The organism is Mesorhizobium sp. B2-5-3 (assembly GCF_006441005.1).
In the GTDB taxonomy this organism is placed as follows: Bacteria; Pseudomonadota; Alphaproteobacteria; order Rhizobiales; family Rhizobiaceae; genus Mesorhizobium.
Map to the genome: position 1 here is coordinate 721,796 of NZ_VFUS01000001.1, position 25,347 is coordinate 747,142.

Here is a 25,347-nt window from a genome sequence, read left to right on the forward strand (position 1 = left end):
GCTTTCACCGTTGCCCGCCGGCGCTGGTCGAAAAAACCCTGTCGCCGCCGATCCAGACGGTTTTGATGTCGAGATCGTTCGAAAGCGAAACGATGTCGGCGGCGGTGCCCTTGGCGAAGCGGCCGAGCCGGTGCGATTGGCCGATCGCCTGCGCCGGATAAAGAGAGGCCATGCGCAAGGCCTCGGAAAGCTCCACGCCCACACTGCGGTGAGTGAAGCGCACAGCCGAGATCATGTCGAGATCCGCGCCGGCCAGCGTTCCATCGGCAAGCCGCAGGCTGCCGTTCTTGCGGTAGATGGTGCGGCCGTTGAGCGTGAAGGAGGTCATGTCGGTGCCGATCGTCGCCATGGCGTCGGTGACCAGCACGATCCTGCCCGGCCCCTCTTTGGCCCGCAGCGCTATTGCGATGGTGGCGGGATCGACATGGATGCCGTCGGCGATCAGTCCCGCGGACAGGCCGCCGATGTCGATGGCGGCGCCCGCCAGTCCCGGCTCCCGGTTGCCGATCTGGCTCATGGCATTGAACAGATGCGTGACCACGCTGGCGCCGGCCTCGGCGAAGGCTTTGGCCGTGGCGTAGCCGGTGTCGGAATGGCCGAGGCTGACGATGATGCCAGCCTTGGCCAAGGCGGCCACACGGGCCGCCTCGACGGATTCGGGTGCGATCGTGGTGAGCAGCACCGGGAGCTTGCCTCGCGCCGCGATCAGCATCGCCTCGTCCTTGTCCGTCATCGGCCGGATCAGCGCCGGGTCATGCGCACCCTTGCGGGCGATCGACAGATGCGGACCTTCCAGATGCAGCCCGAGAAACCCCGGCACTTTCCGCAGTGCCGACGCCTCGCCGGCGGCGATCGCCGCGGCGGTGATATCAGCCGTATCGGTGATCAGCGTCGGCAGCAGTGCGGTGGTGCCGAACGGCGCATGCGCCCGGCAGATGGTCTCGATCGAGGCGACATCGGGATGATCGTTGAGCATGACGCCGCCGCCGCCATTGACCTGGATGTCGACGAAGCCCGGCGCCAGCATGCCGCCGCCGGTGTCGACGCGGCGCATATCCGCGGCAAGCGCGCCGGTGGGCAGGATGGCCTCGATCAGACCGTCGCGCACGACGAGGGCATGACCGTCATGCCAGTCGTCGCCGTCGAAGATACGGGCGCCAGTCAGGGCGAAACGGTCGCTCATACGGTCTCCGTCACCTTGCGAAGGTTGCGCGGCGTATCCGGGTCGAGGCCGCGGTGGCGCGCAAGGGCCTCGACGAACACGTAGAAGGACACGATCAGCGTCAGCGGATCGGTCAGTGGATGGCCGGTGGCGACATGCGGCAGGCGTGTGGCCTTGTTCGCCAGCATCGAGGTGACGAAGACCGGCGCCCCCTTGGCCGCCAGGCTGTCGGCGGCTTCGGCCACGGACGGTTCGGATGCGTCGCGCGCGGCCAGGGCCAGCACCGGAAAATCGGGGCCGATCAGCGCCAGCGGGCCATGCATGACTTCGGCAGCACTGTAGGCCTCGGCATGCATGCCGCAGGTTTCCTTGAATTTCAGCGCCGCTTCGTTAGCCATCGCCGCGGATGGGCCGCGGCCGAGGATGAACAGCGACTTCTGCTTTTCGATCGTTTCGACGAGCACGCTCATCCAGTCGCAAGCGATCGCCTTGCCGAAATGCTCGGGCAAGCGGGCAAGCGCCTTGAGAAGCGCTTCGTCGCCGGTGGAATGCGCCATCAGAGCAAGGCCGGCGACGGCGGAATTGACGAAGGTCTTGGTCGCCGCGACGCTGCGCTCGGGCCCGGCCAGGATGTCGATCGCATGGTCCGAGGCGCGCGCCAGCGGTGAATCGGCGGTGTTGGTGACGGCGATGGTCAGCGCGCCACCTGCCCGTGCGGTTTCGGCCATGGCGACGATGTCGGGGCTCTTGCCCGACTGCGAGATGGCCAGGCACGCGGAGCCGCCGAGCCTGAGCTTGCGGCCATAGATCGAAGCGATGGAAGGGCCGACCGAAGCCACCGCAAGACCGGCGGTGAGTTCGACCGCGTATTTCATGAAAGTAGCGGCATGGTCGGACGAGCCGCGCGCCACAGTGACGACGAAATGCGGGTCGCGCTCGCGAATGCCGCGGCCGGCTTCGGAAAGTACGGCACCGGAACCGTCGAGCAGGCGGGCGACGGCTTGCGGGATCTCCTCGATCTCGCGCCGCATATGGGTCGGCTCCGTCGATTTGTTCGGCTCGGTCGTCATGGGCGGCCCTCTTCGCTCGGCCCTGTCAGCCGCAGTTCGGCGACGAAATCATAAGCGTCGCCCCTGTAGATGGAGCGGGTGAACTCGATCACCTTGCCGCTCGCCAGATAGGAAATACGCTCGATGTGCAGGCCGGCAATGCCCGGCGGCACTTCGAGCAGGCGCGCGTCGCCGTCGCCGAGATTGGCGGCCGAGATGCGCTGCACCGCGCGCACCGGCCTGTTGCCGGTCAATTCCAGGGCTGCGTAGAGCGAGGAGCCAATTCCAGCGGGGTCCGGCAGCACGCTGGCCGACAGCGAGGCGCGCTCGATCGCCAGCGGCGTGTCGTTGGCGATGCGCAGGCGCGCCACGCGCGCCACCAGTTCGTTCGACGAAAGGCCGAGCACCATCATCTCGTCGGGCGAGGGCGCGTAAAGGCCGCGGTCGAGCCAGGCCGAGCGCACAACCATGCCACGCCGCGCCATGTCCTCGGTGAAGGAGGTCAGCCGCGACAGCGACTGCTCGACCCGCTCCATGCGCGGCGCCACGAAGGTGCCGGAGCCGTGGCGCTGGACCAGGATGCCGCCCTTGACGAGGTCCTGCACCGCCTTACGCACGGTGACGCGCGAAATATCGGCCTTGATGGCGATGTCGCGCTCGGAAGGCAGCGCGTCGCCGGGCCCGATCAGGCCGCGATTGACGGCATCCTCAATGCTTTTGCGCAGTTGTAGGTAGAGCGGCGCACCGCTTTGCGAGGACTGTTTCAGCGCGGCGAAGATCTGGTCGGCGGCGTCGCTCATCGAGCCGCTCCCCTCGGCGCGAACAGGCGGACCGCCATCTGCACGGCGCCGCCGAGCGCATCGTCGAGCGGCTCCCGAAGCAGCGCCCGATAGCGTGCAGACAAGCGCGGCGCGTAGAGCGGCGCCAGCCCGCCGAGCAGGCAGAGCGGCGCGTCTGCCGCCAACTCCAGCGCGCCAAGCGAGGCCTCGACATCGGCGACCGCCTTGTCGAGGATCCAGTTGGCGACCGCGTCGCCTTTTTCGGCATGTTCGAACACTTTGGGGGCGAAGCCGCCGAAATCGCCGGGCTTGGCATTGGTGGTGAACTCGACCACATCCTCCGGATTGTCGCGGAACACGGCCATCATGCTATCGGTCAGCGGCGTGCGCGCTCGCACGCCATCATGGGCAAGCAGGGTCTGTTCGAGCAGGTCGCGGCCGATGCGGGCGCCGCTGCCCTGGTCGCCGACCTGGAAGCCCCAGCCGCCGATGGCACGCGACTTGCCGTTCTTGCGCGCCATGTAGGCGGTGCCGGTGCCGAGGATCGCCATGGCGCCGTCGCCGGAACCGACCGCGCCTTCCAGCGCGATTTCGGCATCGGTTTCGACGCGGCTGGTGCTGAACGGCAGGATCGCCTCGAGCTGCTGCCGGTAGGTGCCGACATTGGCGCCGGCGAGGCCGAGAATGGCCGGTGTTTGCGGGATCAGGTCCGGATCCTGGCCAGCCGCGACAAAGGCTTGCCGCGCCGCCTCGACGATGTTCGACCGGGCGCCGGTCAGGTCGGTGCGGATGTTGGCGGCGCCGCTTTTGGCGCGGCCGAGCACCGTGCCGTCCGCCATTGCCAAGGCCGCCCTGCAGCTGGTGCCGCCGCCATCGATGCCAAGCACGAATTTCACGTGATTTCTCCTCCAGGCCGATAATACCAATAAAATACCAATAGCCAAGGGTTAATTTCCGCTGCAAAAAGATTAGAGCGTATTTCACTGAAAAACTTGGCCATTTACCTGCGCCAGCGATTTCGGTGCGGCGAATTCGTTAATGCGTGTGGACAAGTGGTATTTTTTTGGTATTGTTTTCCGAATTGGAGGAATTGGGATGGCCGAAACGCGCACCGAAGCGCTGCACAGGAATGCCGAGGGGCTGGATATCCAGGCTCCCGAAGCGATCCTTGCTTCGCTGGCCGATGCGCAGGTCGAGGCGGCGAAGACCGTGCGCAACGCCATTCCCTCCATCGCCGAAGCGGCCGAGATCATCACCGGTAGCCTGAAGGGCGGCGGCAAGCTCGCCTATGCCGCGGCCGGCAGCTCCGGCCTGATGGCGCTTGCCGATGCGCTGGAACTGCCTGGCACCTTCGGCATCCGTCGCGACCGCATCGCCATCCTGATCGCCGGCGGCGATGAGGCCTTCAGAACGCTGGCCGGCGGCCCCGAAGACGATAAAGAGGAGGCCGCGACAGCGGTCGCCAACGCCGGCATTGGCAAGGGCGACTGCCTGATCGCAATCTCGGCCAGTGGTACGACGCCCTATGCACTGCGGGCGATCGAGGAAGCCGCCCGTCGCGGTGCGGCCACCATCGGCATCGCCAACAACCGGGACTCGGCTCTGCTGCGTCTGTCTGGAACCGCCATCCTGCTCGAAACGCCGCCGGAAGTGATCGCCGGCTCGACGCGCATGGGCGCCGGCACGGCCCAGAAGATCGCCCTCAATATGCTGTCGACGCTCGCCGCCATCCATCTCGGCCATGTCCATGACGGCTACATGGTCAATCTCATGGCCGACAACAGCAAGCTGCGCGACCGCGCGGCGCGGATCGTCGCGGCCATCAGCGGCGGCAGCCGCGACGACGCGGCCCGCCTGCTCGAAAAGAGCGGCGGTGCGGTCAAGACCGCCATTCTGCTTGCCGCCGGCGCCGACAGCGCCGACACGGCGCAGAAGATACTGGAAGAGGCCGGCCAGAAGCTGCGGCCGGCCCTTTCCGCGCTGGGGCATGATCCCGAAAAGTGGAGACCGCTTTTCGGAAAAGATCATGCTCGAACAAAGAAATAGAGCCTGTTTCATCCCGGTGTCCATCGGGGTGAAACAGGCTTGCGAGGGGAGCAAGGGGCGCAACGCCTCTGTTCTCATCAAAACCGAACCTGAAAAAGGTCAACAGGGAGACTGAGCATGACAACGAAACTACTGACGGCACTGCTTCTGGGCACCAGCATTCTCGGCTCCGCCGGGGTGGCTTACGCCGAGGACGTAACGCTCAACATCGAAAGCTGGCGCGGCGACGACCTTGCCATCTGGAAGGACAAGCTGATCCCGGCTTTCGAAGCCAAGAACCCCGGCATCAAGGTGGTGTTCGCGCCCTCGGCGCCGACCGAATATGACGCGGCTCTCGGCGCCAAGCTCGCCGCCGGTTCGGCGGGCGACCTCATCACCTGCCGCCCGTTCGACAAGTCGCTCGAGCTGTTCAAGAAGGGCAATCTCGCGGACCTCTCCTCGCTGCCGGGCATGGACAACTTCTCGCCGGTGGCCAAGTCCGCCTGGCAGACCGACGACGGCAAGGCGACCTTCTGCGTGCCGATGGCGTCGGTCATCCATGGCTTCATCTACAACAAGGACGCCTTCGACAAGCTCGGCATCAAGGTGCCGGAGACCCGTGACGAGTTCTTCGCCGCGCTCGACAAGATCAAGGCCGACGGCACTTACATCCCGATGGCGATGGGCACCAAGGATCTCTGGGAAGCCGCGACCATGGGCTACCAGAACATCGGCCCCAACTACTGGAAGGGCGAGGAAGGCCGCGCGGCCCTCATCAAGGGCGAGCAGAAGCTGACCGACAAGGACTGGGTCGCGCCCTATGAGGAACTGGCCAAGTGGAAGCCCTATCTCGGCGACGGCTTCGAGGCGCAGACCTATCCGGACAGCCAGAACCTGTTCACGCTCGGCCGCGCCGCCATCTACCCGGCCGGCTCGTGGGAAATCGGCCTGTTCAACACTCAGGCCCAGTTCAAGATGGGTGCCTTCCCGCCGCCGGTCGAGAAGGCCGGCGATACCTGCTACATCTCCGACCATACCGATATCGGCATGGGCCTGAATGCGGGCTCCAAGCATGCGGATGCGGCCAAGACCTTCTTGTCCTGGGTGGCCTCGCCGGATTTCGCCACCATCTACGCCAACGCGCTGCCGGGCTTCTTCAGCCTGAACTCCTCGCCGGTGAAGATGGAAGACCCGCTGGCGCAGGAATTCGTCTCCTGGCGCGGCAAGTGCAAGTCGACGATCCGCTCGACCTACCAGATCCTGTCGCGCGGCACGCCGAACCTCGAGAACGAGACCTGGGTCGAATCGGCCAATGTCATCAACGGCACCGATACGCCGGAAGCCGCTGCCAAGAAGCTGCAGGACGGCCTCGACAGCTGGTACAAGCCCGCCAAGTAAGGCTCTGGCAATGAGCTGGGCCGTTCCAGTGGACGGCCCAGCGTTTTTCGATAGCATCGACTGCGAAGGACGGCGCCGCCCCTTATCCGCCTGCCGGCAGCTTCTCCCCGTACAGTGACGGTGAGAAAGGGAGTTGCCGCAACGCTGGCGACCCCTCTCTCCGTTCTTCACCGGGAGAGGGTCGGGATGAGGGGCAGCGCTGTGGTCGAAAGCATTTCCCAGACCTGATCGGCGGGGACCGAACTCATGGCCGCACAAGCACGACCGAAAAGACCGATCCGCTGGCATATCGCCGTCTTCCTGGCGCCGGCGGTGCTCGTCTATACGGCGATCATGATCCTGCCGCTCGCCGGCACTTTGCAGCTGTCGCTGTTCCGCAACATCGAGCAATCCCAGGTCTTCGTCGGGCTGGCAAACTTCCGCACCCTGTTCGGCGATCCAAACTGGTCGGTGAATTTCTGGAACGCGCTGCGCAACAATGTCTGGTTCTTCATCATCCACATGCTGGTGCAGAACCCGATCGGCGTACTGCTGGCCGCACTTCTGTCCAGCCCCAGGCTGCGCTTTTCGGCCTTCTACCGCACGGCGATCTTCGTGCCGACCATCCTGTCCTTCGTCATCGTCGGCTTCGCCTGGAAGCTCATCCTGTCGCCGCTATGGGGCGTGGCACCGCACATGATGGACCTGGTCGGCCTTAAAAGCCTGTTCACGCCATGGCTCGGCAAGGAGCAGTATGCGCTGACCGCGCTTAGCCTGGTCTCGGTGTGGCAGTTCGTCGGCATCCCCATGATGCTGATCTACGCCGCGCTGCTGTCGATCCCCAATGAGGTCATAGAGGCGGCGGAATGCGATGGCATCACCGGCCTGTCGCAGTTCTGGAAGATCAAGCTGCCGCTGATCCTGCCCTCGATCGGCATCATCTCGATCCTGACCTTCGTCGGCAATTTCAACGCCTTCGACCTGATCTACACCGCGCAGGGCGCGCTCGCCGGGCCGAATTATTCGACCGACATTCTCGGCACCTTCCTCTACCGCGCATTCTTCGGCTTCCAGCTGCAGGTCGGCGACCCCAACATGGGCGCGACCATCGCCACGATCATGTTCCTGATCATCCTCGGCGGTGTCTGCGTCTACCTCTTCCTCATCCAGACGCGCCTGCGTCGATATCAGTTTTAGGGGGCGATATGTCGAGCTTGAGCACCCCCCTCTGTCCTGCCGGACATCTCCCCCGCAAGGGGGGAGATCAGCTGTTGTCACGGCCTTCGCCAGCCACCAGCGATGCAGGAGATGTGTCGGCGCCAAAGCTGCCAATCTCCCCCCTTGCGGGGGAGATGGCCGGCAGGCCAGAGGGGGGTGGCTGGGTGCTGTTCCTCGGCAAAGTAGCTCCTCAGGAGACCATCCAATGAGCACCGCCACCCGTTCGCTGCCCCGCACGATCGGCGCCCATGCGGTCCTGTTGACCTACACGGCGATCGCGCTGTTCCCGGTGATCCTGGTCATCATGAATTCGTTTAAATCCCGCGCCGGCATATTCGGCGCGCCGCTGACACCGCCGACGCCAAAGACCTTCGACCTGATCGGCTATACCACGGTGATCGGCCAGGGCGATTTCATCCACTACTTCCAGAACAGCCTCGTCGTCACGGTCGCCTCGCTGTTCTTCGTGCTGCTGTTCGGCGCCATGGCTGCCTTTGCGCTGTCGGAATACCGCTTTCGCGGCAATACGCTGATGGGCCTCTATCTGGCGCTGGGCATCATGATCCCGATCCGGCTGGCCACCGTCGCCATCCTGCAATTGATGGTGGCGAGCGGGCTGGTCAACACGCTGACGGCGCTGATCCTGGTCTACACCGCGCAAGGCCTGCCGCTGGCTGTCTTCATCCTTTCGGAATTCATGAAGCAGGTGTCCGACGACCTGAAGAACGCCGGCCGCATCGACGGCCTGTCGGAATACACCATCTTCTTCCGGCTGGTGCTGCCGCTGGTGCGGCCATCGATGGCGACAGTCGCAGTGTTCACCATGATCCCGATCTGGAACGATCTGTGGTTCCCGCTGATCCTGGCGCCGTCGGAAGAGACCAAGACTGTGACCCTCGGCGCGCAGCTCTTCCTCGGCCAGTTCGTCACCAACTGGAACGCCATCCTGGCCGCGCTCTCGCTGGCGATCATGCCGGTGCTGATCCTCTACGTCATCTTCTCGCGGCAGTTGATCCGCGGCATCACGTCAGGAGCCGTCAAGTGAATTCGCAATCGCCCCTTCGCGTCGTCGCCGCCGGCCTCGGCAATATGGGCCGCAGCCATGCGCTCGCCTATCACACCAATCCGGGCTTCGAGATCGCCGCGTTGATCAACCGCTCCGACGTGCCGCTGCCGGATGGGCTGTCGGGCTACGGCATCAGGCGCTCCTTCGACGATGCGCTGCGCGACGAAAAGCCCGATGTCGCCTGCATAGCCACTTATTCCGACAGCCACGCCGACTATGCGGTGAGGGCGTTCGAGGCCGGCTGCCATGTCTTCGTCGAAAAGCCCCTGGCGACGACGGTGGCCGACGCCAGGCGCGTCGTCGCGGCCGCCAAGGCCAATGGCAGGAAACTGGTGATCGGCTACATACTGCGCCACCACCCGTCCTGGATCAGGCTGATCGCCGAGGCGCGCAAGCTCGGCGGCCCTTATGTCTTCCGCATGAACCTCAACCAGCAGTCCTCTGGCCATACCTGGGAGACGCACAAGCAATTGATGCGCACGACCTCGCCGATCGTGGACTGCGGCGTGCATTATCTCGACGTCATGCTGCAGATCACCGACGCCAGGCCGGTCGAGGTGCGCGGCATGGGCGTGCGGCTGACCGAGGAGGTGGCGCCCACGATGTACAATTACGGCCACCTCCAGGTGCTGTTCGATGACGGCTCGGTCGGCTGGTACGAGGCCGGCTGGGGACCGATGATTTCGGAGACCGCGTTCTTCGTCAAAGATGTCATCTCGCCGACGGGCTGCGTGTCGATCGTCATGAAGGAAGGCGTTAAGTCCGACGACATCGACACTCACACCAAGACGTCGACTATCCGCCTGCACAGTGCGAAAACCGGCGCGGACGGCAAGTTCGCCAAGCCAGACGAGATGCTGTCGATGGAGGGCGAACCCGGCCACCAGGATCTCTGCGATCTCGAACAGGCTTTTGTCCTCAAGGCGATCCGCGAGGATATCGATCTCACCCGCCATATGGACGACGCCGTGAAATCGCTCGCCGTCTGCCTTGCCGCCGACGAGAGCGTGCGCAGCGGGAAGGCGGTGCGATTGTGAAAAGGGAGCTAGCGGCAGGGGTTGCGGTCTACGGCGCCCCCCTCTGGCCTGCCGGCCATCTCCCCCTCAAGGAGGGAGATCAGCTGTCGGCATGGCCTTCGCCAATCACAAACGTCAAAAAGAGTGTTTCAGCGTCAAAGCTGCCAATCTCCCCCCTTGAGGGGGAGATGTCCGGCAGGACAGAGGGAGGTGCCCTGGCGCCCACTCATCAATTTGGAGGACTGCCGTGGGCTCGCTGAACATCGAGAATGTGAAGAAGGCCTTCGGCCCGGTCGAGGTGCTGAAGGGCATCGACCTCGAAGTGACGGATGGCGAATTCGTCGTCTTCGTCGGCCCCTCGGGCTGCGGCAAGTCGACTTTGCTGAGGGTGATCGCCGGGCTGGAGGATTCGACCTCGGGCCGGGTGGTCATCGATGGCGCGGATGTCTCGGCCACGCCGCCGGCCAAGCGCGGCATCGCCATGGTGTTCCAGACCTATGCGCTCTATCCGCATCTGACGGTCAAGAACAATATGGGCCTTGGCCTCAAGCAGGCCGGCACGCCGGCGTCCGAGATCGACCGCCGCATCGGCATCGCCTCGTCCATGCTGTCGCTTGAGCCCTATCTGGAAAGGCGTCCCGCGGAACTCTCCGGCGGCCAGCGCCAGCGCGTCGCCATCGGCCGCGCCGTGGTGCGCGAGCCAAAGCTGTTCCTGTTCGACGAGCCTTTGTCCAATCTCGACGCGGCACTGCGCGTCAACACGCGGTTGGAAATCGCGCAGCTGCATCGCCGCCTCAAGGCGACGATGATCTACGTCACCCACGACCAGGTCGAGGCGATGACGCTGGCAGACAAGATCGTGGTGCTCAATGCCGGGAAAATCGAGCAGATCGGCGGACCGATGGAACTCTACAATTCGCCGGCGAACGAATTTGTCGCGGGCTTCATCGGCTCGCCGAAGATGAACTTCATCGACGGCGCCAGGCTTGGGGAAACCGCCAAGAGCATCGGCGTGCGGCCGGAGCATCTGACTGTCGACCCGAAATCCGGCGCCTGGAAAGGCACGGTCGTGCATGCCGAGCACCTCGGCGCCGACACCAATCTCTATCTCGACTGCGAGAAGGCCGGGCTGATCACCGTGCGCATTTTCGGTGTTTATGACGCCGAGCCGGGGGCGACACTTTATGCAACGCCGGATCCAGCGAAGACCTATCGGTTTGGCGCGGATGGGAAGGTGCTGAAGTAGTATCGCAACATAGGTTGGCGCTGCCCCTCATCCGCCTGCCGGCACCTTCTCCCCGTATAGTGACGGGGAGAAGGAAGATAGCTCCAGCGCCGGCGATTGGCGAAAGCAGCAACGACAGCGTCCTTCTCCCCGTTCTACGGGGAGAAGATGGCGGCAGCCAGATGAGGGGCGGCGCGACTCGTGAAAGTTATGCGTCAGCCCTGAACGTCTGCTTCTGCTGGCCCAACCCTTCGATGCCCAGCTCCACCACGTCGCCGGCCTTCAAGAACACCGGCGGCTTCATGCCCAGGCCGACACCGGGCGGCGTGCCTGTCGAAATGATGTCGCCAGGATGCAGCGACATGAACTGGCTGAGATAGGACACAAGATAGGCGACGCCGTAGACCATGGTCTTCGTCGAGCCGTTCTGCATGGTCTTGCCGTTGACGGTCAGCCACATCTTCAGGTTCTGCGGATCCGAGACCTCGTCCTTGGTCACCAGCCATGGGCCGGTCGGGCCGAACGTGTCGCAGCTCTTGCCCTTGGTCCATTGGCCCTGGCGCTCGGCCTGGAAGGCGCGCTCGGAGACATCGTGCGCGACGCAGTAGCCGGCGACATAATCGAGCGCATCGGCCTGGCTGACATATTTTGCCGTTTTGCCGATGACCACGCCCAGCTCGACCTCCCAGTCGGTCTTCTCCGAGCCGCGCGGGATCAGCACGTCATCGTCCGGTCCGACGATGGCCGAGCTGGCCTTCATGAAGATGATCGGCTCCGGCGGCACGGTGGCGCCGGTCTCGGCGGCGTGGTCGGAATAGTTGAGGCCGATGCAGATGAACTTGCCGGTGCCGGCAACGCAGGCGCCGAGCCGCGGCTTGCCGGAAACCGCCGGCAGCGACTTTGCGTCGAGCTTGGACAGCATCTCCAGCGAGGCCGGGTGAAGCGTGGTGCCGGCAATGTCGGCGACATGGGCGGAGAGGTCGCGGATCGTCCCATCCGCATCGAGCAGGCCGGGACGTTCGCTCCCCACCTCGCCATAGCGCAGCAGTTTCATTTAGACCCTTCTCCTGGTTGCGGCCTCGCGGCCTTTTGCAAACTCTTCACCGAAACGAATGGCTCCCGTTTGGGAAGCCGGCGGACCGTACCACCGGCCTGATCCAGGGCAAGCGCGGACACCATATAGTGATCGCCGGTGAGCGGGATTTTCAGACTCCTCGATCCGGTCAGATCGACCAGCCACCATCGATATTGTAGGCCTGCCCGGATGTGTAGGTGGCGCCGGCCAGATAGACGGCCAGATCGGCGATTTCCTCCGGCGTGCCGAGCCGGCCCATCGGCTGGCGCGCGATGAAGGCGGCGCGCGCGGCTTCATAATCGCCCTGCGCGTGCATGCGATCCTGCAGCGACGGGCTTTCCACCGTACCGGGGCAGATGGCGTTGCAGCGTATGCCCTTGCCGACATAGTCGGCCGCGACTGCCTTGGTCAGGCCGATCACCGCAGCCTTGGTGACACCATAGGCGAAACGGTTCGGCACGCCCTTCTGCGAACTCGCCAGCGAGGCCATGTTGATGATCGACCCGTCTGCGCGCTCCAGCATGCCGGGCAGCACGGCGCGGATGGTGCGGATCATGGCGCGAACGTTGAGGTTGAGAGCGAAATCGAGATCGCTGTCCTTCATCTCCAGGATCGAGCCGGAGTGGACGAAACCGGCGCAGTTGAACAGCACGTCGACGCGGCCGATCCCGGCGAAGGCGGTGTTGACCGCCTCGTCATTGAGCACGTCGACCTTGCGTGTCTTGATCCCGGCAGTCTTGGCGAGTTCCGCCAGCAGCGTTTCGTTGATGTCGGTGGCATGGACGGTAGCTCCTGCCTTGGCGAAGGCGAGCGCGCTTGCCTTGCCGATGCCTTGCGCCGCTGCCGTGATGACGACGACCTTGCCTGCCAGATCCGCCATGCTGTTCTCCTCCTGGGTTAACTGCCTTTATCGGCGGCCTGCGAAGGCGTCATGTGACAGTCACAGGCCATGATGTGGCCTGCTCTGTCAGTTCACAGATAAAGATGTTTTTTCTCGTTAAAGAACATAAGCCCGAGCGTCAAGCCCGAACCCGATCTCCATCGTGACAGCATGGAACGTCAGTCGCCGTAGGGCACCCAGACGTTCTTCACCTCGACGGCGCGGCGCAGCAAAACATCGCCAGCGGCTTCTTCCGAGGCCCAGTCGAGGCTACGGCCATTGCCGCTCCAGATACGTTTGAGGTTGCCGACGGACTCGACCTCCGCCTTGGCGCAGGTGTCGGCATCGGCGAACAGCCAGAGCCCATCGACATCGTCATGCTTGGCCAGCACGCCGGCAAGTTCGGCCGTGCGTCCGGTGACGATGTTGATGGCGCCGGCAGGCACGTCGGAATATTCGATGACCTGATACAAGTCGGTGGCGAGCAGCGGATAGCGCTCCGAAGGCACCGCGACCACCGTGTTGCCCATCGCCAGCGCCGGCGCGACCAGCGAGATAAACCCGAGTAGCGGCTGACTGTCGGGCGCGACGATGCCGACGACGCCAACCGGCTCATGCAAGGCCAGCGTCACCGCCCGTGCCGGCGGCTGGTGCACGCGCCCCTCGAACTTGTCGGCAAGTCCGGCATAGAGAAACAACCGCTCGATCGACTGGTCGACCTCGTCGCGTGCCGCCTTGGCGGTCGCGCCCGTGAGCTGGACGAGACGGGCGGCGAACTCCTCCGCCCGGCCGGAGAGGTTTTCCGCCAGATAGTAGAGCACCTGTGAGCGGTTGTAGGCGGTCGCCTCCGGCCAGCTCTTGCAGGCCCGCGCCGCGGAGACGGCATCGCGTATATCCTTGCGGTTGCCCAAGCCGACTTCGCCGGCAAGCTTGCCCTTGGCGGTGACAACCGCCAGCGAGTAGTTGCCATCGGGCCGAACCTGTTTGCCGCCGATGAACAGTTTTGCCGTCCGGTCGATTGCTGCGCCATCGGCCTGTTCAACGGGTTGTGCCGAGACTGTCGCCGGCTTGATGACCAGGCCGAGCGGCAGCTTTGCCGTGAGATATTCGAACATGCCTTCGCGCCCGCCCTCGCGGCCGAAACCGCTCTCGCGATAGCCGCCGAAGCCGCAGGCGGCGTCGAACATATTGGTGCCGTTGACCCAGATCACGCCGGCCTTCAATTGCGGTGCGACGTGCAAAGCGAGGTTGACGTTTTCGCTCCACACCGAAGCGGCAAGGCCATAGCGGGTGTTGTTGGCGAGCTCGATTGCTTCCTCGGTGTTGCGGAACGTCATGGCCGCTAGAACGGGGCCGAACACTTCTTCCTGGGCGAGAACATTAGCCGGCGAAACGCCGGTAGCGAGGGTCGGCAGATGGTAATAGCCGGATGAGGGCAGCGCCGCATCCGGCTGCCAGCAGACCGCCCCCTGTTTTGCGCCCTCGGCGACCAGGCCCTTGACGCGATCGAGCTGCGTCAGATCGACCAGCGGGCCGATATCGGTGTTCTTGTCGAGCGGGCTGCCGACGCGCAACCGGCTCATTCGCATCTTGACCTTGGCAATCAGCGCCTCGGCGATGCCTTCCTGCACCAGCAGCCGCGAACCGGCGCAGCAGACCTGTCCCTGGTTGAACCAGATGCCGTCGACCAGACCTTCGACGGCGCTGTCGAGATCAGCGTCCTCGAACACGATGAAGGCCGACTTGCCGCCAAGCTCCAGCGACAGCTTCTTGCCCGAGCCGGCGGTAGCCTTGCGGATGATCTTGCCGACTTCGGAAGACCCGGTGAAGGCGATCTTCTGGATGCCGGGATGGTTGACGATGGCCGCACCCGCTTCCGGGCCGCCCTGCACGATGTTGACGACGCCTTTCGGCACGCCGGCGCGTTCGCAGATTTCGGCGAACAGGATGGCTGTCAGCGGCGTGAATTCGGCCGGCTTCAGCACCACCGTGCAGCCGGCGGCAAGTGCCGGCGCGATCTTCCAGGCCAGCATCAAGAGCGGAAAGTTCCACGGGATGATCTGGCCGACGACGCCGACGCCCTTCTGGCCGGGGAAATCCCTGTCCAGCGCCTGCGCCCAGCCGGCATGATGGATGAAGTGGCGGATCGCCAGCGGCACGTCGATGTCGCGGCTCTCGCGGATCGGCTTGCCATTGTCGATCGTCTCAAGCACCGCGAACAGGCGTTGGTGGCGCTGCATGGCGCGGCCGATGGCATAGAGCACTTTGGCCCTGGTATAGCCCGAGGATGCCGACCATTTCGGCAGCGCTTTCGCGGCCGCCGCGACCGCCGCGTCGATGTCGGCGGCTCCGGCATCCGAGACCTTGGCCAGCAGCTTGCCGGAAGAAGGCTCGCTGGTCTCGAAGGTCTTGCCGCTGCCAGCCGCCTTCCAGGTGCCGTCGATGAACAATGCCTTGGAAAAATCGCGCGCGGCAAGCCAGGCGTCGGCCTCGTTGCGGGCTTCCGGCGCCGGACCGTATTCCATAGCGTGATAGCGTTCGAGAATGTTCATGGGGCCCTCCAGATAATTGCCTCGGCAAGCGCTCTGTCGCGCCCCCCTCTGTCCTGCCGGACATCTCCCCCACAAGGGGGGAGATTGGCAGTTTCAGCGTGTCGCTGCCCTTGCGACGTTGAAAATGGACGAAAACAAGGAAGCGCGTGATCTCCCCCCGTGTGGGGGAGATGTCCGGTAGGACAGAGGGGGGCGCCGTAGGGCTCCACGTTCGAGCCCTGACTCAAGCCATCGCGTGGCGGTGATTGGCCGAATAGTGCCCGGTCAGGTGATGCTCGAGCTGCCGCTCGATGTCTGTCAGCAGGCTCGAGGCGCCGAAGCGGAACAGCTCCGGTTCCAGCCATGGCCGGCCGAGTTCTTCCTTCATCAGCACCAGCCAGTCGAGCGACACCTTGGCGGTAGAAATGCCGCCGGCCGGCTTGAAGCCGATGAGATAGCCGGTCTCCTCGAAATAGGCCCTGATGGCGCGCACCATGGCAAGGCCGACGGGCAGCGTGGCGTTGACGCTTTCCTTGCCGGTCGAGGTCTTGATGAAATCGGCGCCCGCCATCATTGCCACCATAGAGGCCAGCATCACATTGCGCAGCGTGGCGAGGTCGCCGGTGCCGAGAATGACCTTCAGATGCGCATCACCGCAGGCAGCGCGCATCGAGACGATCTCGTTGTAGAGCTCGCGCCATTTGGCCCCGAACACCAGGCCGCGCGGGATGACGACGTCGATCTCGTCGGCGCCGTCGCGCACCGAGGCCTCGATCTCCTGGAGGCGGGTCGACAGTGGCGCAAGACCATGCGGGAAGGCGGTGGAGACGGCGGCGACATGGATGCCGGTGCCGCGCACGGCGTCGACCGCGATGGCGACGAACGGATGATAGACGCAGACGGCGGCCGGGCGGATGGGTTCGCCCGCAATGCCCAGGCCCTCAGCGATGTCGCGGCGCAGCGGATTGATCGCTTTGGCGCAAAGCCGGCGCACGCGCTCTTCCGTGTCGTTCGAGTTGAGCGTCGTCAGGTCCATGCAGGCTATCGCCCGCAGCAGCCAGGCCGCCTGGTTGTCGGCCTTGATCGAGCGCCGCTTGGTCAGGCTGGCGACGCGCCGTTCCAGCGCCGAGCGGTTGACGCTGCGCACCGACTCCAGAAAGCCGAGGTCGAGCTTCATGCCGGGATTGCGCGCGATGCGATGATCCAGCGGGAGGGCGGTGTTGGCGGCGGCGCGCGCCGGCAGCGGCATCACCTTGGCCTCGGCCTCGCGGATTGTGCTGCTCATCTCCTGCCCTTTCACTCAGCTTGTGTCTTGGTGTGTATCGTCTTCCCAAACCGCTCGGCACTTTTGGGCGACACGCACGAAGATAGCCCGCGAAGCCGCGCTTCACGAGTCCTCAAGCGAGGATAGCTGAAAACGGCCGCGAAAGCAGCTAATTTTTGACCAGAAGGTCAAAAGCTCGATTGCCGGAGAAGAGCAGGCCTCAGCCGACGAAGGCGCGCTCGACGACAAAAGTCGAGGGATGGCTGAGCGAGCCTTCCTGGAAACCGAAGCTCTCGGCCATTTCCTTGACGTCCTTCAGCATATGCATCGAGCCGCAGATCATGATGCGGTCGGTCTCGGGATTGAGCTTCTCAATGCCGAGATCGCTGTAGAATTTGCCGGAGCCGATCAGCGCGGTGATGCGACCCATGCGCGCCGACTCCTCGCGGGTCGTGGAGTTGTAAAGCGTGACACGGCCGCCGGTCAGTTCGCCGATCAGCGGGTCGCTTTCGAGCGTCGCCACCAGTTCCTGGCCATAGGTCAGCTCGGCATTGTCACGGCAGGTGTGGGTCAGGACCAGCTGCTCGAATTTTTCATAAGTGTCAGGGTCACGCAGCAGGCTGGCGAAGGGCGCGATGCCGGTGCCGGTGGAGATCATGAACAGCCGCTTGGCCGGCGTCAGCGCGTCGACCACCAGCGTGCCGGTCGACTTCTGGCGCATGATGACGGTGTCGCCGACCTGGATCTTTTGCAACTCCGAGGTCAGGGGGCCGTCCGGTACCTTGATGGAAAAGAATTCCAGCTCTTCGTCCCAGGCCGGGCTGGCCACCGAATAGGCGCGGAACACCGGCTTCTCGGCATTGGGCAGGCCGATCATGACGAATTCGCCGGAACGGAAGCGCAGCGACTGCGGACGGGTGATGCGGAACGAGAACAGCCGGTCGGTGTAGTGCTTCACCGAGACCACGGTTTCGGCATAGACATTGGCTGGAATCGGAAATTGCAGCGGGCGGGCGCCGGCGGTGTTGAACGCGGATGTGGTGTTCATCAAATCCAACCTTCTGGCCCAACTCACGAACGCGGGCGCCAAACCTTATTCCTGCGCGCCCGGACCGTTCAGGTTCCGGCGTGCTGCTCGCACACTCCAAAGCGGTAAGCTCTTGTGTCCGTAATTTATTAGTATACAAACGATATTTGCGTCAAGATGCCGCCGTAAAACACCTTTCCAAACTGTGACATATCCGTAGTCCCAGCATTTCGGGTTTCGACAATGAAAGAGAATTTTTCGGTGCAGCCGCCGGATTCCCTGGGCAGTGTTGTCGCCGGCATCGACGTCGGCGGAACCTTCACCGATCTGCTTCTGATTGATGGCAAGGATGGCGGGCGGGTACATATCGCCAAGACGCCCACGACCGTCGACAACCAAGCCTTCGGCGTCGTTTCGGCGCTCGATACCACCGGCTTTCCGATCGACGGCATCGATCTTATCGTGCATGGCACGACGACAACCACCAACGCGGTGCTCGAACGCCGGCTGGCGAAGACCGGCATGATCACCACGCGCGGCTTTCGCGACGTGATCGAGCTCGGCCGGCGCACGCGGCCGCAGCCCTATGGCATGACCGGCACCTTTGTTCCGGTCATCCCGCGCAACCTGCGGCTCGAAGTGTCCGAGCGCGTCGAGGCGTCGGGAGCGGTACGCATGCCACTCGACGAAGCCGAAATGCGCGAGGCGGTGAAGGCGCTGATCGATGCCGGCTGCGAATCCCTGGTCATCCACTTCCTGCATTCCTACGCTAACCCTTCGCACGAGCGGCGCGCCGCCGAGATCGCCGCCGAACTCTGGCCGAACGACTACATCACCGCGGGTCATGCGCTGCTGTCGGAAGCGCGCGAATTCGAGCGCGGCGTCACCGCCTCGGTCAACGCTTCGGTGCAGCCGATCCTCGAGCGCTATGTCGAGCGGCTGCGCAAGGAACTCGCCGACAAAGGCTACGCCCGCGACTTCCTGATCATGAACGGCAATGGCGGTATGATCTCGGCCCGCTTCGTCACACGTGAATCGGCCAAGACCGTGATGTCCGGCCCGGCCTCGGGCGTCATCGCCGCCGCCTACACGGGCAAGCGCGCCGGCTTCGAAAACCTCGTCACCTACGACATGGGCGGCACCTCGACCGACGTGGCGCTGATCCGCAACGCCGAACCGGCGGTTTCGAACGAGATCGAGATCGAATACGCCATGCCCATCCATGTGCCGATGGTGGCGGTGCACACGGTCGGCGCCGGCGGCGGCTCGATCGCGCGCGTCGACGCGGCAGGCCTGATCCAGATCGGCCCGGAAAGTGCCGGCGCCAATCCCGGCCCGATCTGCTACGGCCGCGGCGGCCTGGAGCCGACCATCACCGACGCCAATCTGGTGCTCGGCAGGCTGGCGCCGAAGAAGCTGCTTTCCGTCGACAATCCGGTCACATCAGAGCGTGTCACCGGCATTTTTGCCGACAGGATCGGCAGGGCGACGGGCTTGTCCGGCGTCGAAGCAGCCGGCGCGGTGCTCAGGCTCGGCAACATGAAGATGGCCGGCGCCATCCGCATGGTGTCGGTGTCGCGCGGTCACGATCCGCGCGATTTCGCGCTGTTCGCCTTCGGCGGCGCCGGCCCGCTGCACGCCACCGCTCTGGCGCGCGAACTTGGACTGCCCCGGGTGCTGGTGCCGGCACGGCCCGGCATCACCAATGCGCTCGGCTGCGTCGTCGCCGATCTGCGCCATGATTTCGTCAACACCATCAACCGGCCGGTAGGCGTTCTTGATGAAAGCCAGCTCCATCGGGTTTTGGAACGGCATCGAAACGAAGGCGAGGAGCTGATCGCCAAGGAGGCGGTGAAACCGCAGACCATCCGCGTCACCCATTCCGCCGACATGCAGTTCGTCGGCCAGACCCACATCATCAACGTGCCGCTGCCGTCCTCGTCGGTGACCCGGCAGGAGCTGCAGGCGCTGTTCGAAAAGGCCTATTTCGCGCGCTTCAAGGTCGAGCTGCCGGAAATCCGCGCCAATCTGGTCAACTTGAACACCTCGGTGACGGGTTCCAGGCCGGCGATCGATCTGTCGCGGCTGATCGACCCCGCCGGGCGGGCAAAGACGCTCGACGAGGCCCGGCGCGAGATCCGGCCGGTCTGGTACAGCGGGCGCTGGCATGACACGCCCGTATACGCACGCGAAGAACTGCCGCTCGATGCGGTCATCGAAGGGCCCGCGATCCTCGAACAGATGGACGCTACCACGGTGCTCGAACCCGGCGACCGTGCCCGCTCGGACGCCGACGGCAACATCATCATCGACATTGGCGAGGCCTGAGATGCAAAAGCTCGACGCCATCACGCTCTCGGTTCTTCAGGCAGCCCTGCAGCAGGTCTGCGATGAGATGGACCTGACCTTTTCCCGCGCCGCCTTCTCACCTGTCATTGCCGAGGCCAATGACCGCTCCGACGGCATCTATTCGGCCGTCGACGGCTCGCTGATCGCGCAAGGCAGCCAGGGCCTGCCGGTATTCGTCGGCGTCATGCAATATTCGACCAGGACGGTGATCGAGATGATCGCCGACGGCCGCTGCCTGGCTCCGGAGCCGGGCGATATCTACATCGTCAACGATCCCTATCTCGGCGGCACGCATCTGATGGACGTGCGCTTCGTCATGCCGGTCTACCGGGACGGCAAGATTTTCTGTTGGCTGTCCAACACCGGTCATTGGCCCGACATTGGCGGTTCGGTGCCCGGCGGCTTCTCGGCTTCGGCGACGGCGGTCGAGCAGGAAGGCTTGCGGCTGCCGCCGGTCAAACTGTTCAAGAAAGGCGTACTCGACCCGGAGATCTACGCCATCATCTGTTCGAACATCCGCGTCGCCGACCAGCGCATCGGCGACATCAGGGCGCAGGCTGCCGCACTGCTGATCGGCCAGGATCGGCTCAATGGAATTCTGGATCGTTACGGAGACGAAACTGTTGTCGAGGCGATCGCAGAACTGCGCCGCCGCGCCGCCGAGCAGATGCGCGCCAACATAGCGGCCATTCCCGACGGGACGTACCGCTCGAAGGCCTTCGTCGATTCCGACGGCGTGGTCAACGAGCCGCTGACCATCGCGCTCACCGTCGAGAAGAAGGACGACACCCTGACTTTCGATTTCGCCGGCTCGTCAAAGCCCTGCGCGGGGCCGATGAACAGCGTGCTGGCGACCACCTTGTCCTCGGTTTATCTCGCCATGCGCCATATCTTCCCCGATGTGCCGATCAGCGCCGGCGCCTTCGAGCCGCTCGAGGTCAAGCGGCCGGAGGGTACCTTCCTGGATGCCAGATATCCCCGCCCGGTCTCGGGCTGCGCCGCGGAAGTGTCGCAGCGCATCGCCGAGGCGGTGTTTGCGGCCATGGTGCAGGCGCTGCCCGACAAGGTAACGGCGGCGCCCGCCGGCTCCAGCGGCAATTTCGCGCTCGGCGGCAACGATCCGGCGCGCGGCCGCGACTATGTCATGTACCAGATCTCTGGTGGCGGCTATGGCGGCAATGCCGGCCATGACGGGCTGACCAATGGCTGCTCGACCATCGGCATCTCCAAGTCGCCGCCGGTCGAGATCATGGAGCAGGCCTTTCCGGTGCTTTACCGTCACTATGCGTTGCGCGAGGGCTCGGGCGGCGCCGGCAAACATCGCGGCGGCTTTGGCCTTGCCTACGAGGTCGAGATCCTGCGTGGAGAAGCCCGCGCCTCCTTTGTCATGGACCATGGCCGCTTCGGCCCGCAAGGCGCGCTCGGCGGCCGGGATGGCGAGCCCAACACGGTGGCCGTCATCCACGACGGGAAGGAACATGTGCCGCCGCACCTCTCCAAGGAGCAGGACATCGCGCTCAAGGCCGGTGACCGCGTCCGCGTCGGTACGCCGGGTGGTGGCGGCTACGGCGATCCGCGTGAGCGCGATCCGGAACTGGTGGCTCAGGACGTCAGGCTTGGTTATTATACGGCTGAACAGGCCAGGGATTTGTTCGGCGCCGCATGAACTCGCTGGCGCCTTGTTCGACCCGGAGGAGTAAGGCCGCGGCCTGGTCCGGCTTGCTCGGAAATCGTTTTGGCCTCTCCTGCGGGTCCATGATATGATTTGCGAATGAAGTATCTTAATTCAAGAACCGGCCGCTCAGCCAAGACGGGTCATTTCGTGCTGACGAGAGCGCATGGCGAGAAAATCAGCGCTGTCGAAGGTATGAAGTTGTCGTCCCGCATGGCGAAAATACTCAACCATGGTGTGCGGCAAGGGTTGTCCGGTGACGAGCGGCGCTCGCTGATCAAAGAAGAAATCCGCAAAAAGAAATAGGCCGTTGGTCTACGCTGCCGAGTTCGATCCACTCTGCTACCCCGGCACGACCGTGCTTATAAATCTGCTTGATATCCGCGAGCAGACAGAGCTCGATGAGGTCGAGCTCGCCTTGTTCCTGACTCGCGCGGACGAGCCCCTTCCGGCAGGCGAACTCGACTACCGTCACTATCTCCACCTGCATCGGCACCTGTTCCAAGACGTGTATGCTTAGGCCGGTCAGCCGCGCACCATCCGGATCGGCAAGGGTGGCAGCTGGTTTTGCTATCCCGAGCACATCGCCAGCGAGATGGTTCGGGTGTTCCGTGAACTTGGCGACCCCGACTCCTTGGCAGACCTAGACAGCCTCGGTTTTGCGAGGCACGTGGCCCACATCGTTGCGGAGGTCAATGCCGTTCATCCTTTTCGCGAAGGCAACGGCCGTACCCAACTCACCTTCCTTGCGATGCTTGCTGAACATGCGGGCTTCACATTCAACGCCGATATCCTGGAGCGACGCGTTATTCAGGCGATGATTGACAGCTTCGGTGGTTCCGAGGCGCCGCTTCAAACGCTTATCGAAGACATCATCGCGTAGCTCAGCCGCTCACCCCCTCCGGTCCAGCTTCGCCGCCAGCCGGTCGCCCACCCACTGGATGCCGCAGACCAGGATGATCAGCACGATCACCACGGCGATCATCACTGACGTCTCGAACCGCTGGTAGCCGTAGCGGATGGCGAGGTCTCCGAGGCCGCCGGCGCCGATCGCGCCGGCCATGGCGGAGGCGCCGACCAGCGTCACCAGCGTCACGGTGAAGCCCGCGACGATGCCTGGCAGCGCTTCCGGCACCAGCACCTCGCGGATGATCGTCCAGCGATTGCCGCCCATGGCGCGCGCCGCCTCGATCAGGCCATGGTCGACCTCGCGCAGCGACACTTCGGCGATGCGCGCGTAGTAGGGCGTGGCGGCGATCGACAGCGGCACGATCGCCGCCCAGGTGCCGATCGAGGTACCGACGATCAGCCGCGTCACCGGGATCAGCGCCACCAACAGGATGATGAACGGCACCGAGCGGAAGCCGTTGATGACCGCCCCCAGCACGCGATTGACCCAAGGACTTTCGGCGATGCCGCCGCGTTCGGTGGCGATCAAGGCGAGACCAAGCGGCAGGCCGAAAACCAGCGAGATGAGGCCGGAAGCGGCCGTCATCAGCACCGTCTCCCAGATCGACCGCAGCAGAAGCTCAAACAGGATCGGCGACATGGCCAAGCACCTCCACCCGCGCCTGGCGCGATTTCAGGAATGCGATCACTCGCGCGAGATGGCTTGCATCGCTGCCGGGGACAGACAGGAACAGTGTGCCCACCGGCTGCTGCTGGATATGGTCGATGCCGCCATGGACGAGGCGGAACGTGCCAGGCACGAGCGTCGCGAGATCGGACAAGAGCGGGCTTTGCGCGGCCTCCCCGGCCACATCCACGCGCAGGATCGTCTCCGCGCCGGTCGCGGGCAGCAGCCGGGCCAAGAGCTCGGCCGGCAGTTGCGGCCGGATGGCGCCAAGCAGGCTTTTCGTGATCGGCGACCGCGGCTCGGCAAACACCGACCAGACCGGGCCTTGCTCGACGAAGCGCCCGGCGTCGATCACCGCCACGCGGTCGCCGATCGAGCGGATCACCTCCATCTCATGGGTGATCAAAAGGATGGTCAGGCCAAGCTGCCGGTTGATGTCCCTCAGCAAGGCGAGGATGGACCGCGTCGTCTCCGGGTCAAGCGCGGAGGTGGCTTCATCCGACAACAGCAGCGCCGGCCGCGCGGCCAGCGCCCTGGCGATGCCGACGCGCTGCTTCTGCCCACCCGACAGCGATGCCGGATACGCCTTTGCCTTCTCCGACAGGCCGACCAGTTCAAGCAGTTCGGCGGCGCGGCGCAGCCGCTCCGCCTTCGGGCGGCCCTCGATCTTGAGCGGCAGCGCCACATTGTCCTCGACGGTCTTGGCCGACAAAAGGTTGAAATGCTGGAAGATCATGCCGATGCGCCGCCGCAGCGGCTGCAGGTCGCGCTCGCCGAGCCGGCTGATCTCGCGGCCTTCGATGAAAACCTCGCCGGAATCCGGCCGCTCCAGTCCGTTCAGGCAGCGGATCAGCGTCGATTTGCCGGCGCCGCTGCGTCCGATGATGCCGAGGATCTCCCCCTTGCGCGCGGTCAGCGAAATGCCGTCGAGCGCCGCCGTCGCGCCGAAGCGGCGCTTCAGGTCGACGAGCCGCACCACGTCTTGCGGCGGTGGGCCTGTGCCCTCCATGGCTTCTGCGGTTGCTGAGAAATGCTGGTTCATGCGCGGATCCCGAATACGATCGCGGCCCGCGCACCGCGCGGACCGCCTTCATGTCAAATGCACTAACAGCCTCAATAGGCGCTGAGGCCGGTGCCCTTGTAGACCTTGTCGAACTCGGCTTTCACCGCCTCGTTCTGGTAGGAGGCGACCAGCGTCTTCACCCAGGGCTCGTTCTCATTGCCAACCTTGACCGCGATGAAGTTGCGGTAGGGGTTGTCGGCGATAGGCTCCTGCGCGATACGGTTTTCCGGTGTCAGGCCGCTCTTCAGCGCCCAGTCGGTGTTGACCACGGCGGCATCGAGATCCTCGACGGAGCGGCCGACAATGCCGGCGTCAAGCTCCTTGATCTCGACCTTCTTCGGGTTTTCCGCGATGTCGGCGGTGGTGGCGAGAATGCCGGTGCCGTCCTTCAGTTTAATCACGCCCTCGTTCTGCAGCACGCGCAGCGCCCGGCCTTCATTGGAGGGATCGTTCGGCACGCCGATCACCGCGCCCTCGGGCAGGTCGGCGATCTTCGTATATTTCTTGGAGTAGAGGCCGATCGGCCAGACGCCGGTATAGCCGACGCGCACGATGTGGTAGCCCTGTGTCTTGATCTGGTTGTCGAGATAGGGCTGGTGCTGGAAGGCATTGGCGTCGATCTCGCCGCGTTCCAGCGCCTCATTGGGCTGGGTGTAATCGTTGAAGACCACGGTTTCGATGCTGAGGCCCTTTTGCGCCGCCTGGGCGACGACGACGCGCCAGACATCCTCGTCCTCGCCGCTGATGATGCCGACCTTGATCGCCTTCTTGTCCTCGGCGAACGAAGCGCTGGGCGCAATCAGCCCGGCGACCGCGACCGCCGAAGCGAAAAGCAAGCCAAGACCCGCGCGGCGGTTGAAATATGACGAGAGGGAAGACGACAAGGTGTTCCTGAAATCGGACATGATGGATCTCTGCGGTTGCGAAGTCACAAGCCGGGCGGAACGCCAAGCCTTGTCCAGATCATCAGAAACTCTAGGGATATTATCAAAG

The 25,347-nt window shown here is 64.3% G+C and carries 22 protein-coding genes and 1 pseudogene; 11 read left to right on the top strand and 12 right to left on the bottom strand.

From position 1 onward, the window contains the following. Nucleotides 1-4: 4 nt before the first annotated feature. Genes nagA through FJ867_RS03745 form a run of 4 tightly spaced genes read right to left on the bottom strand, consistent with a single transcriptional unit; the run spans nt 5 to nt 3,886 of the window. On the bottom strand, nt 5-1,183 hold the full coding sequence (nagA, locus tag FJ867_RS03730; RefSeq protein ID WP_140816584.1) for an N-acetylglucosamine-6-phosphate deacetylase: 1,179 nt from the start codon (nt 1,181-1,183) through the stop codon (nt 5-7). After that, nucleotides 1,180-2,232, bottom strand: coding sequence for an SIS domain-containing protein (locus FJ867_RS03735; RefSeq protein WP_140491611.1), 1,053 nt, complete (start codon nt 2,230-2,232; stop codon nt 1,180-1,182). The genes nagA and FJ867_RS03735 overlap by 4 nt, the downstream gene beginning before the upstream one ends. Beyond that, nucleotides 2,229-3,011: a GntR family transcriptional regulator gene (locus FJ867_RS03740; RefSeq protein ID WP_140491609.1), complete on the bottom strand. Its 783-nt coding sequence runs from the start codon at nt 3,009-3,011 to the stop codon at nt 2,229-2,231. The genes FJ867_RS03735 and FJ867_RS03740 overlap by 4 nt, the downstream gene beginning before the upstream one ends. Then, nucleotides 3,008-3,886, bottom strand: a complete 879-nt coding sequence (locus FJ867_RS03745) for an N-acetylglucosamine kinase (protein ID WP_140491607.1) — start codon at nt 3,884-3,886, stop codon at nt 3,008-3,010. The genes FJ867_RS03740 and FJ867_RS03745 overlap by 4 nt, the downstream gene beginning before the upstream one ends. Before the next feature lie 199 nt (nt 3,887-4,085). Here FJ867_RS03745 and FJ867_RS03750 point away from each other — a divergent pair, with 199 nt between their 5' ends. The 6 genes from FJ867_RS03750 to FJ867_RS03785 all read left to right on the top strand — a co-directional run bounded on the left by FJ867_RS03750 (nt 4,086) and on the right by FJ867_RS03785 (nt 10,938). Beyond that, nucleotides 4,086-5,036: an N-acetylmuramic acid 6-phosphate etherase gene (locus FJ867_RS03750; RefSeq protein ID WP_140816586.1), complete on the top strand. Its 951-nt coding sequence runs from the start codon at nt 4,086-4,088 to the stop codon at nt 5,034-5,036. Between the two features lie 117 nt (nt 5,037-5,153). Next, on the top strand, nt 5,154-6,413 hold the full coding sequence (locus tag FJ867_RS03755) for an ABC transporter substrate-binding protein (protein ID WP_140491603.1): 1,260 nt from the start codon (nt 5,154-5,156) through the stop codon (nt 6,411-6,413). A 246-nt stretch (nt 6,414-6,659) separates the two neighbouring features. Next, nucleotides 6,660-7,589 (top strand): sugar ABC transporter permease, encoded by a 930-nt coding sequence (locus FJ867_RS03760; RefSeq protein WP_140524307.1) that lies wholly within the window; start codon nt 6,660-6,662, stop codon nt 7,587-7,589. A gap of 226 nt (nt 7,590-7,815) precedes the next feature. Then, nucleotides 7,816-8,655, top strand: a complete 840-nt coding sequence (locus FJ867_RS03770) for a carbohydrate ABC transporter permease (protein WP_140551691.1) — start codon at nt 7,816-7,818, stop codon at nt 8,653-8,655. Beyond that, nucleotides 8,652-9,713, top strand: a complete 1,062-nt coding sequence (locus FJ867_RS03775; RefSeq protein WP_140514220.1) for a Gfo/Idh/MocA family oxidoreductase — start codon at nt 8,652-8,654, stop codon at nt 9,711-9,713. Before FJ867_RS03770 ends, FJ867_RS03775 begins: the two co-directional genes overlap by 4 nt. Nucleotides 9,714-9,939: 226 nt before the next feature. Next, complete coding sequence (locus tag FJ867_RS03785) at nt 9,940-10,938, top strand: ABC transporter ATP-binding protein (protein ID WP_140816588.1); 999 nt, start codon at nt 9,940-9,942, stop codon at nt 10,936-10,938. A 187-nt stretch (nt 10,939-11,125) separates the two neighbouring features. On the opposite strand, the gene FJ867_RS03790 is transcribed toward FJ867_RS03785, so the two are convergent. The 5 genes from FJ867_RS03790 to FJ867_RS03815 all read right to left on the bottom strand — a co-directional run bounded on the left by FJ867_RS03790 (nt 11,126) and on the right by FJ867_RS03815 (nt 17,715). Beyond that, complete coding sequence (locus FJ867_RS03790; protein WP_140514225.1) at nt 11,126-11,971, bottom strand: fumarylacetoacetate hydrolase family protein; 846 nt, start codon at nt 11,969-11,971, stop codon at nt 11,126-11,128. A 169-nt stretch (nt 11,972-12,140) separates the two neighbouring features. Next, nucleotides 12,141-12,872 carry an SDR family oxidoreductase gene (locus FJ867_RS03795; protein ID WP_140514227.1) on the bottom strand — a complete coding sequence of 244 codons (732 nt, stop codon included), beginning with the start codon at nt 12,870-12,872 and terminating at the stop codon, nt 12,141-12,143. Nucleotides 12,873-13,051: 179 nt separating this feature from the next. Further along, entirely contained in the window at nt 13,052-15,424 is a 2,373-nt protein-coding gene (locus tag FJ867_RS03800; protein WP_140655207.1) for an aldehyde dehydrogenase family protein, read from the bottom strand. Between the two features lie 223 nt (nt 15,425-15,647). Further along, nucleotides 15,648-16,688: a deoxyribose-phosphate aldolase gene (gene deoC, locus FJ867_RS03810; RefSeq protein WP_140655210.1), complete on the bottom strand. Its 1,041-nt coding sequence runs from the start codon at nt 16,686-16,688 to the stop codon at nt 15,648-15,650. Nucleotides 16,689-16,887: 199 nt separating this feature from the next. Next, nucleotides 16,888-17,715, bottom strand: coding sequence for a ferredoxin--NADP reductase (locus tag FJ867_RS03815; RefSeq protein ID WP_140816590.1), 828 nt, complete (start codon nt 17,713-17,715; stop codon nt 16,888-16,890). A 222-nt stretch (nt 17,716-17,937) separates the two neighbouring features. On the opposite strand from FJ867_RS03815, the gene FJ867_RS03820 reads away from it, so the two are divergent. The 5 genes and pseudogenes from FJ867_RS03820 to FJ867_RS29350 form a co-directional block, all read left to right on the top strand. Next, the gene (locus tag FJ867_RS03820; RefSeq protein WP_140816593.1) at nt 17,938-20,022 is read left to right on the top strand and encodes a hydantoinase/oxoprolinase family protein; all 2,085 of its coding nucleotides are present in this window, start codon (nt 17,938-17,940) and stop codon (nt 20,020-20,022) included. Between the two features lies 1 nt (nt 20,023). After that, nucleotides 20,024-21,709: a hydantoinase B/oxoprolinase family protein gene (locus FJ867_RS03825; RefSeq protein ID WP_140685615.1), complete on the top strand. Its 1,686-nt coding sequence runs from the start codon at nt 20,024-20,026 to the stop codon at nt 21,707-21,709. A gap of 105 nt (nt 21,710-21,814) precedes the next feature. After that, nucleotides 21,815-22,021, top strand: a complete 207-nt coding sequence (locus tag FJ867_RS03830; RefSeq protein WP_140514236.1) for a hypothetical protein — start codon at nt 21,815-21,817, stop codon at nt 22,019-22,021. Between the two features lie 4 nt (nt 22,022-22,025). Further along, complete coding sequence (locus FJ867_RS29345; protein WP_318013800.1) at nt 22,026-22,235, top strand: hypothetical protein; 210 nt, start codon at nt 22,026-22,028, stop codon at nt 22,233-22,235. A gap of 15 nt (nt 22,236-22,250) precedes the next feature. Then, nucleotides 22,251-22,598 (top strand): annotated as a pseudogene (locus FJ867_RS29350) (Fic family protein); the annotation flags it as partial. A gap of 9 nt (nt 22,599-22,607) precedes the next feature. Here FJ867_RS29350 and FJ867_RS03840 read toward each other — a convergent pair. The 3 genes from FJ867_RS03840 to FJ867_RS03850 form a co-directional block, all read right to left on the bottom strand. Beyond that, the gene (locus FJ867_RS03840) at nt 22,608-23,264 is read right to left on the bottom strand and encodes a methionine ABC transporter permease (protein ID WP_140524291.1); all 657 of its coding nucleotides are present in this window, start codon (nt 23,262-23,264) and stop codon (nt 22,608-22,610) included. Continuing rightward, nucleotides 23,245-24,333, bottom strand: a complete 1,089-nt coding sequence (locus FJ867_RS03845; RefSeq protein WP_140491567.1) for a methionine ABC transporter ATP-binding protein — start codon at nt 24,331-24,333, stop codon at nt 23,245-23,247. Before FJ867_RS03845 ends, FJ867_RS03840 begins: the two co-directional genes overlap by 20 nt. 71 nt (nt 24,334-24,404) lie before the next feature. Next, a complete protein-coding gene (locus FJ867_RS03850; protein WP_140491565.1) occupies nt 24,405-25,259 on the bottom strand; it encodes a MetQ/NlpA family lipoprotein in 855 nt (284 codons plus the stop codon). Nucleotides 25,260-25,347: the final 88 nt, after the last annotated feature.

Coding starts and splice junctions, on each gene's coding strand:
- FJ867_RS03825 (WP_140685615.1), top strand. CDS start 20,024: ATGCAAAAGCTCGACGCCATCACGCTCTCGGTTCTTCAGGCAGCCCTG.
- FJ867_RS03770 (WP_140551691.1), top strand. CDS start 7,816: ATGAGCACCGCCACCCGTTCGCTGCCCCGCACGATCGGCGCCCATGCG.
- FJ867_RS03845 (WP_140491567.1), bottom strand. CDS start 24,333: ATGAACCAGCATTTCTCAGCAACCGCAGAAGCCATGGAGGGCACAGGC.
- nagA (WP_140816584.1), bottom strand. CDS start 1,183: ATGAGCGACCGTTTCGCCCTGACTGGCGCCCGTATCTTCGACGGCGAC.
- FJ867_RS03800 (WP_140655207.1), bottom strand. CDS start 15,424: ATGAACATTCTCGAACGCTATCACGCTATGGAATACGGTCCGGCGCCG.
- FJ867_RS03850 (WP_140491565.1), bottom strand. CDS start 25,259: ATGTCCGATTTCAGGAACACCTTGTCGTCTTCCCTCTCGTCATATTTC.
- FJ867_RS03760 (WP_140524307.1), top strand. CDS start 6,660: ATGGCCGCACAAGCACGACCGAAAAGACCGATCCGCTGGCATATCGCC.
- deoC (WP_140655210.1), bottom strand. CDS start 16,688: ATGAGCAGCACAATCCGCGAGGCCGAGGCCAAGGTGATGCCGCTGCCG.
- FJ867_RS03755 (WP_140491603.1), top strand. CDS start 5,154: ATGACAACGAAACTACTGACGGCACTGCTTCTGGGCACCAGCATTCTC.
- FJ867_RS03815 (WP_140816590.1), bottom strand. CDS start 17,715: ATGAACACCACATCCGCGTTCAACACCGCCGGCGCCCGCCCGCTGCAA.
- FJ867_RS03840 (WP_140524291.1), bottom strand. CDS start 23,264: ATGTCGCCGATCCTGTTTGAGCTTCTGCTGCGGTCGATCTGGGAGACG.
- FJ867_RS03740 (WP_140491609.1), bottom strand. CDS start 3,011: ATGAGCGACGCCGCCGACCAGATCTTCGCCGCGCTGAAACAGTCCTCG.
- FJ867_RS03795 (WP_140514227.1), bottom strand. CDS start 12,872: ATGGCGGATCTGGCAGGCAAGGTCGTCGTCATCACGGCAGCGGCGCAA.
- FJ867_RS03735 (WP_140491611.1), bottom strand. CDS start 2,232: ATGACGACCGAGCCGAACAAATCGACGGAGCCGACCCATATGCGGCGC.
- FJ867_RS03820 (WP_140816593.1), top strand. CDS start 17,938: ATGAAAGAGAATTTTTCGGTGCAGCCGCCGGATTCCCTGGGCAGTGTT.
- FJ867_RS03750 (WP_140816586.1), top strand. CDS start 4,086: ATGGCCGAAACGCGCACCGAAGCGCTGCACAGGAATGCCGAGGGGCTG.
- FJ867_RS03830 (WP_140514236.1), top strand. CDS start 21,815: ATGAAGTATCTTAATTCAAGAACCGGCCGCTCAGCCAAGACGGGTCAT.
- FJ867_RS03790 (WP_140514225.1), bottom strand. CDS start 11,971: ATGAAACTGCTGCGCTATGGCGAGGTGGGGAGCGAACGTCCCGGCCTG.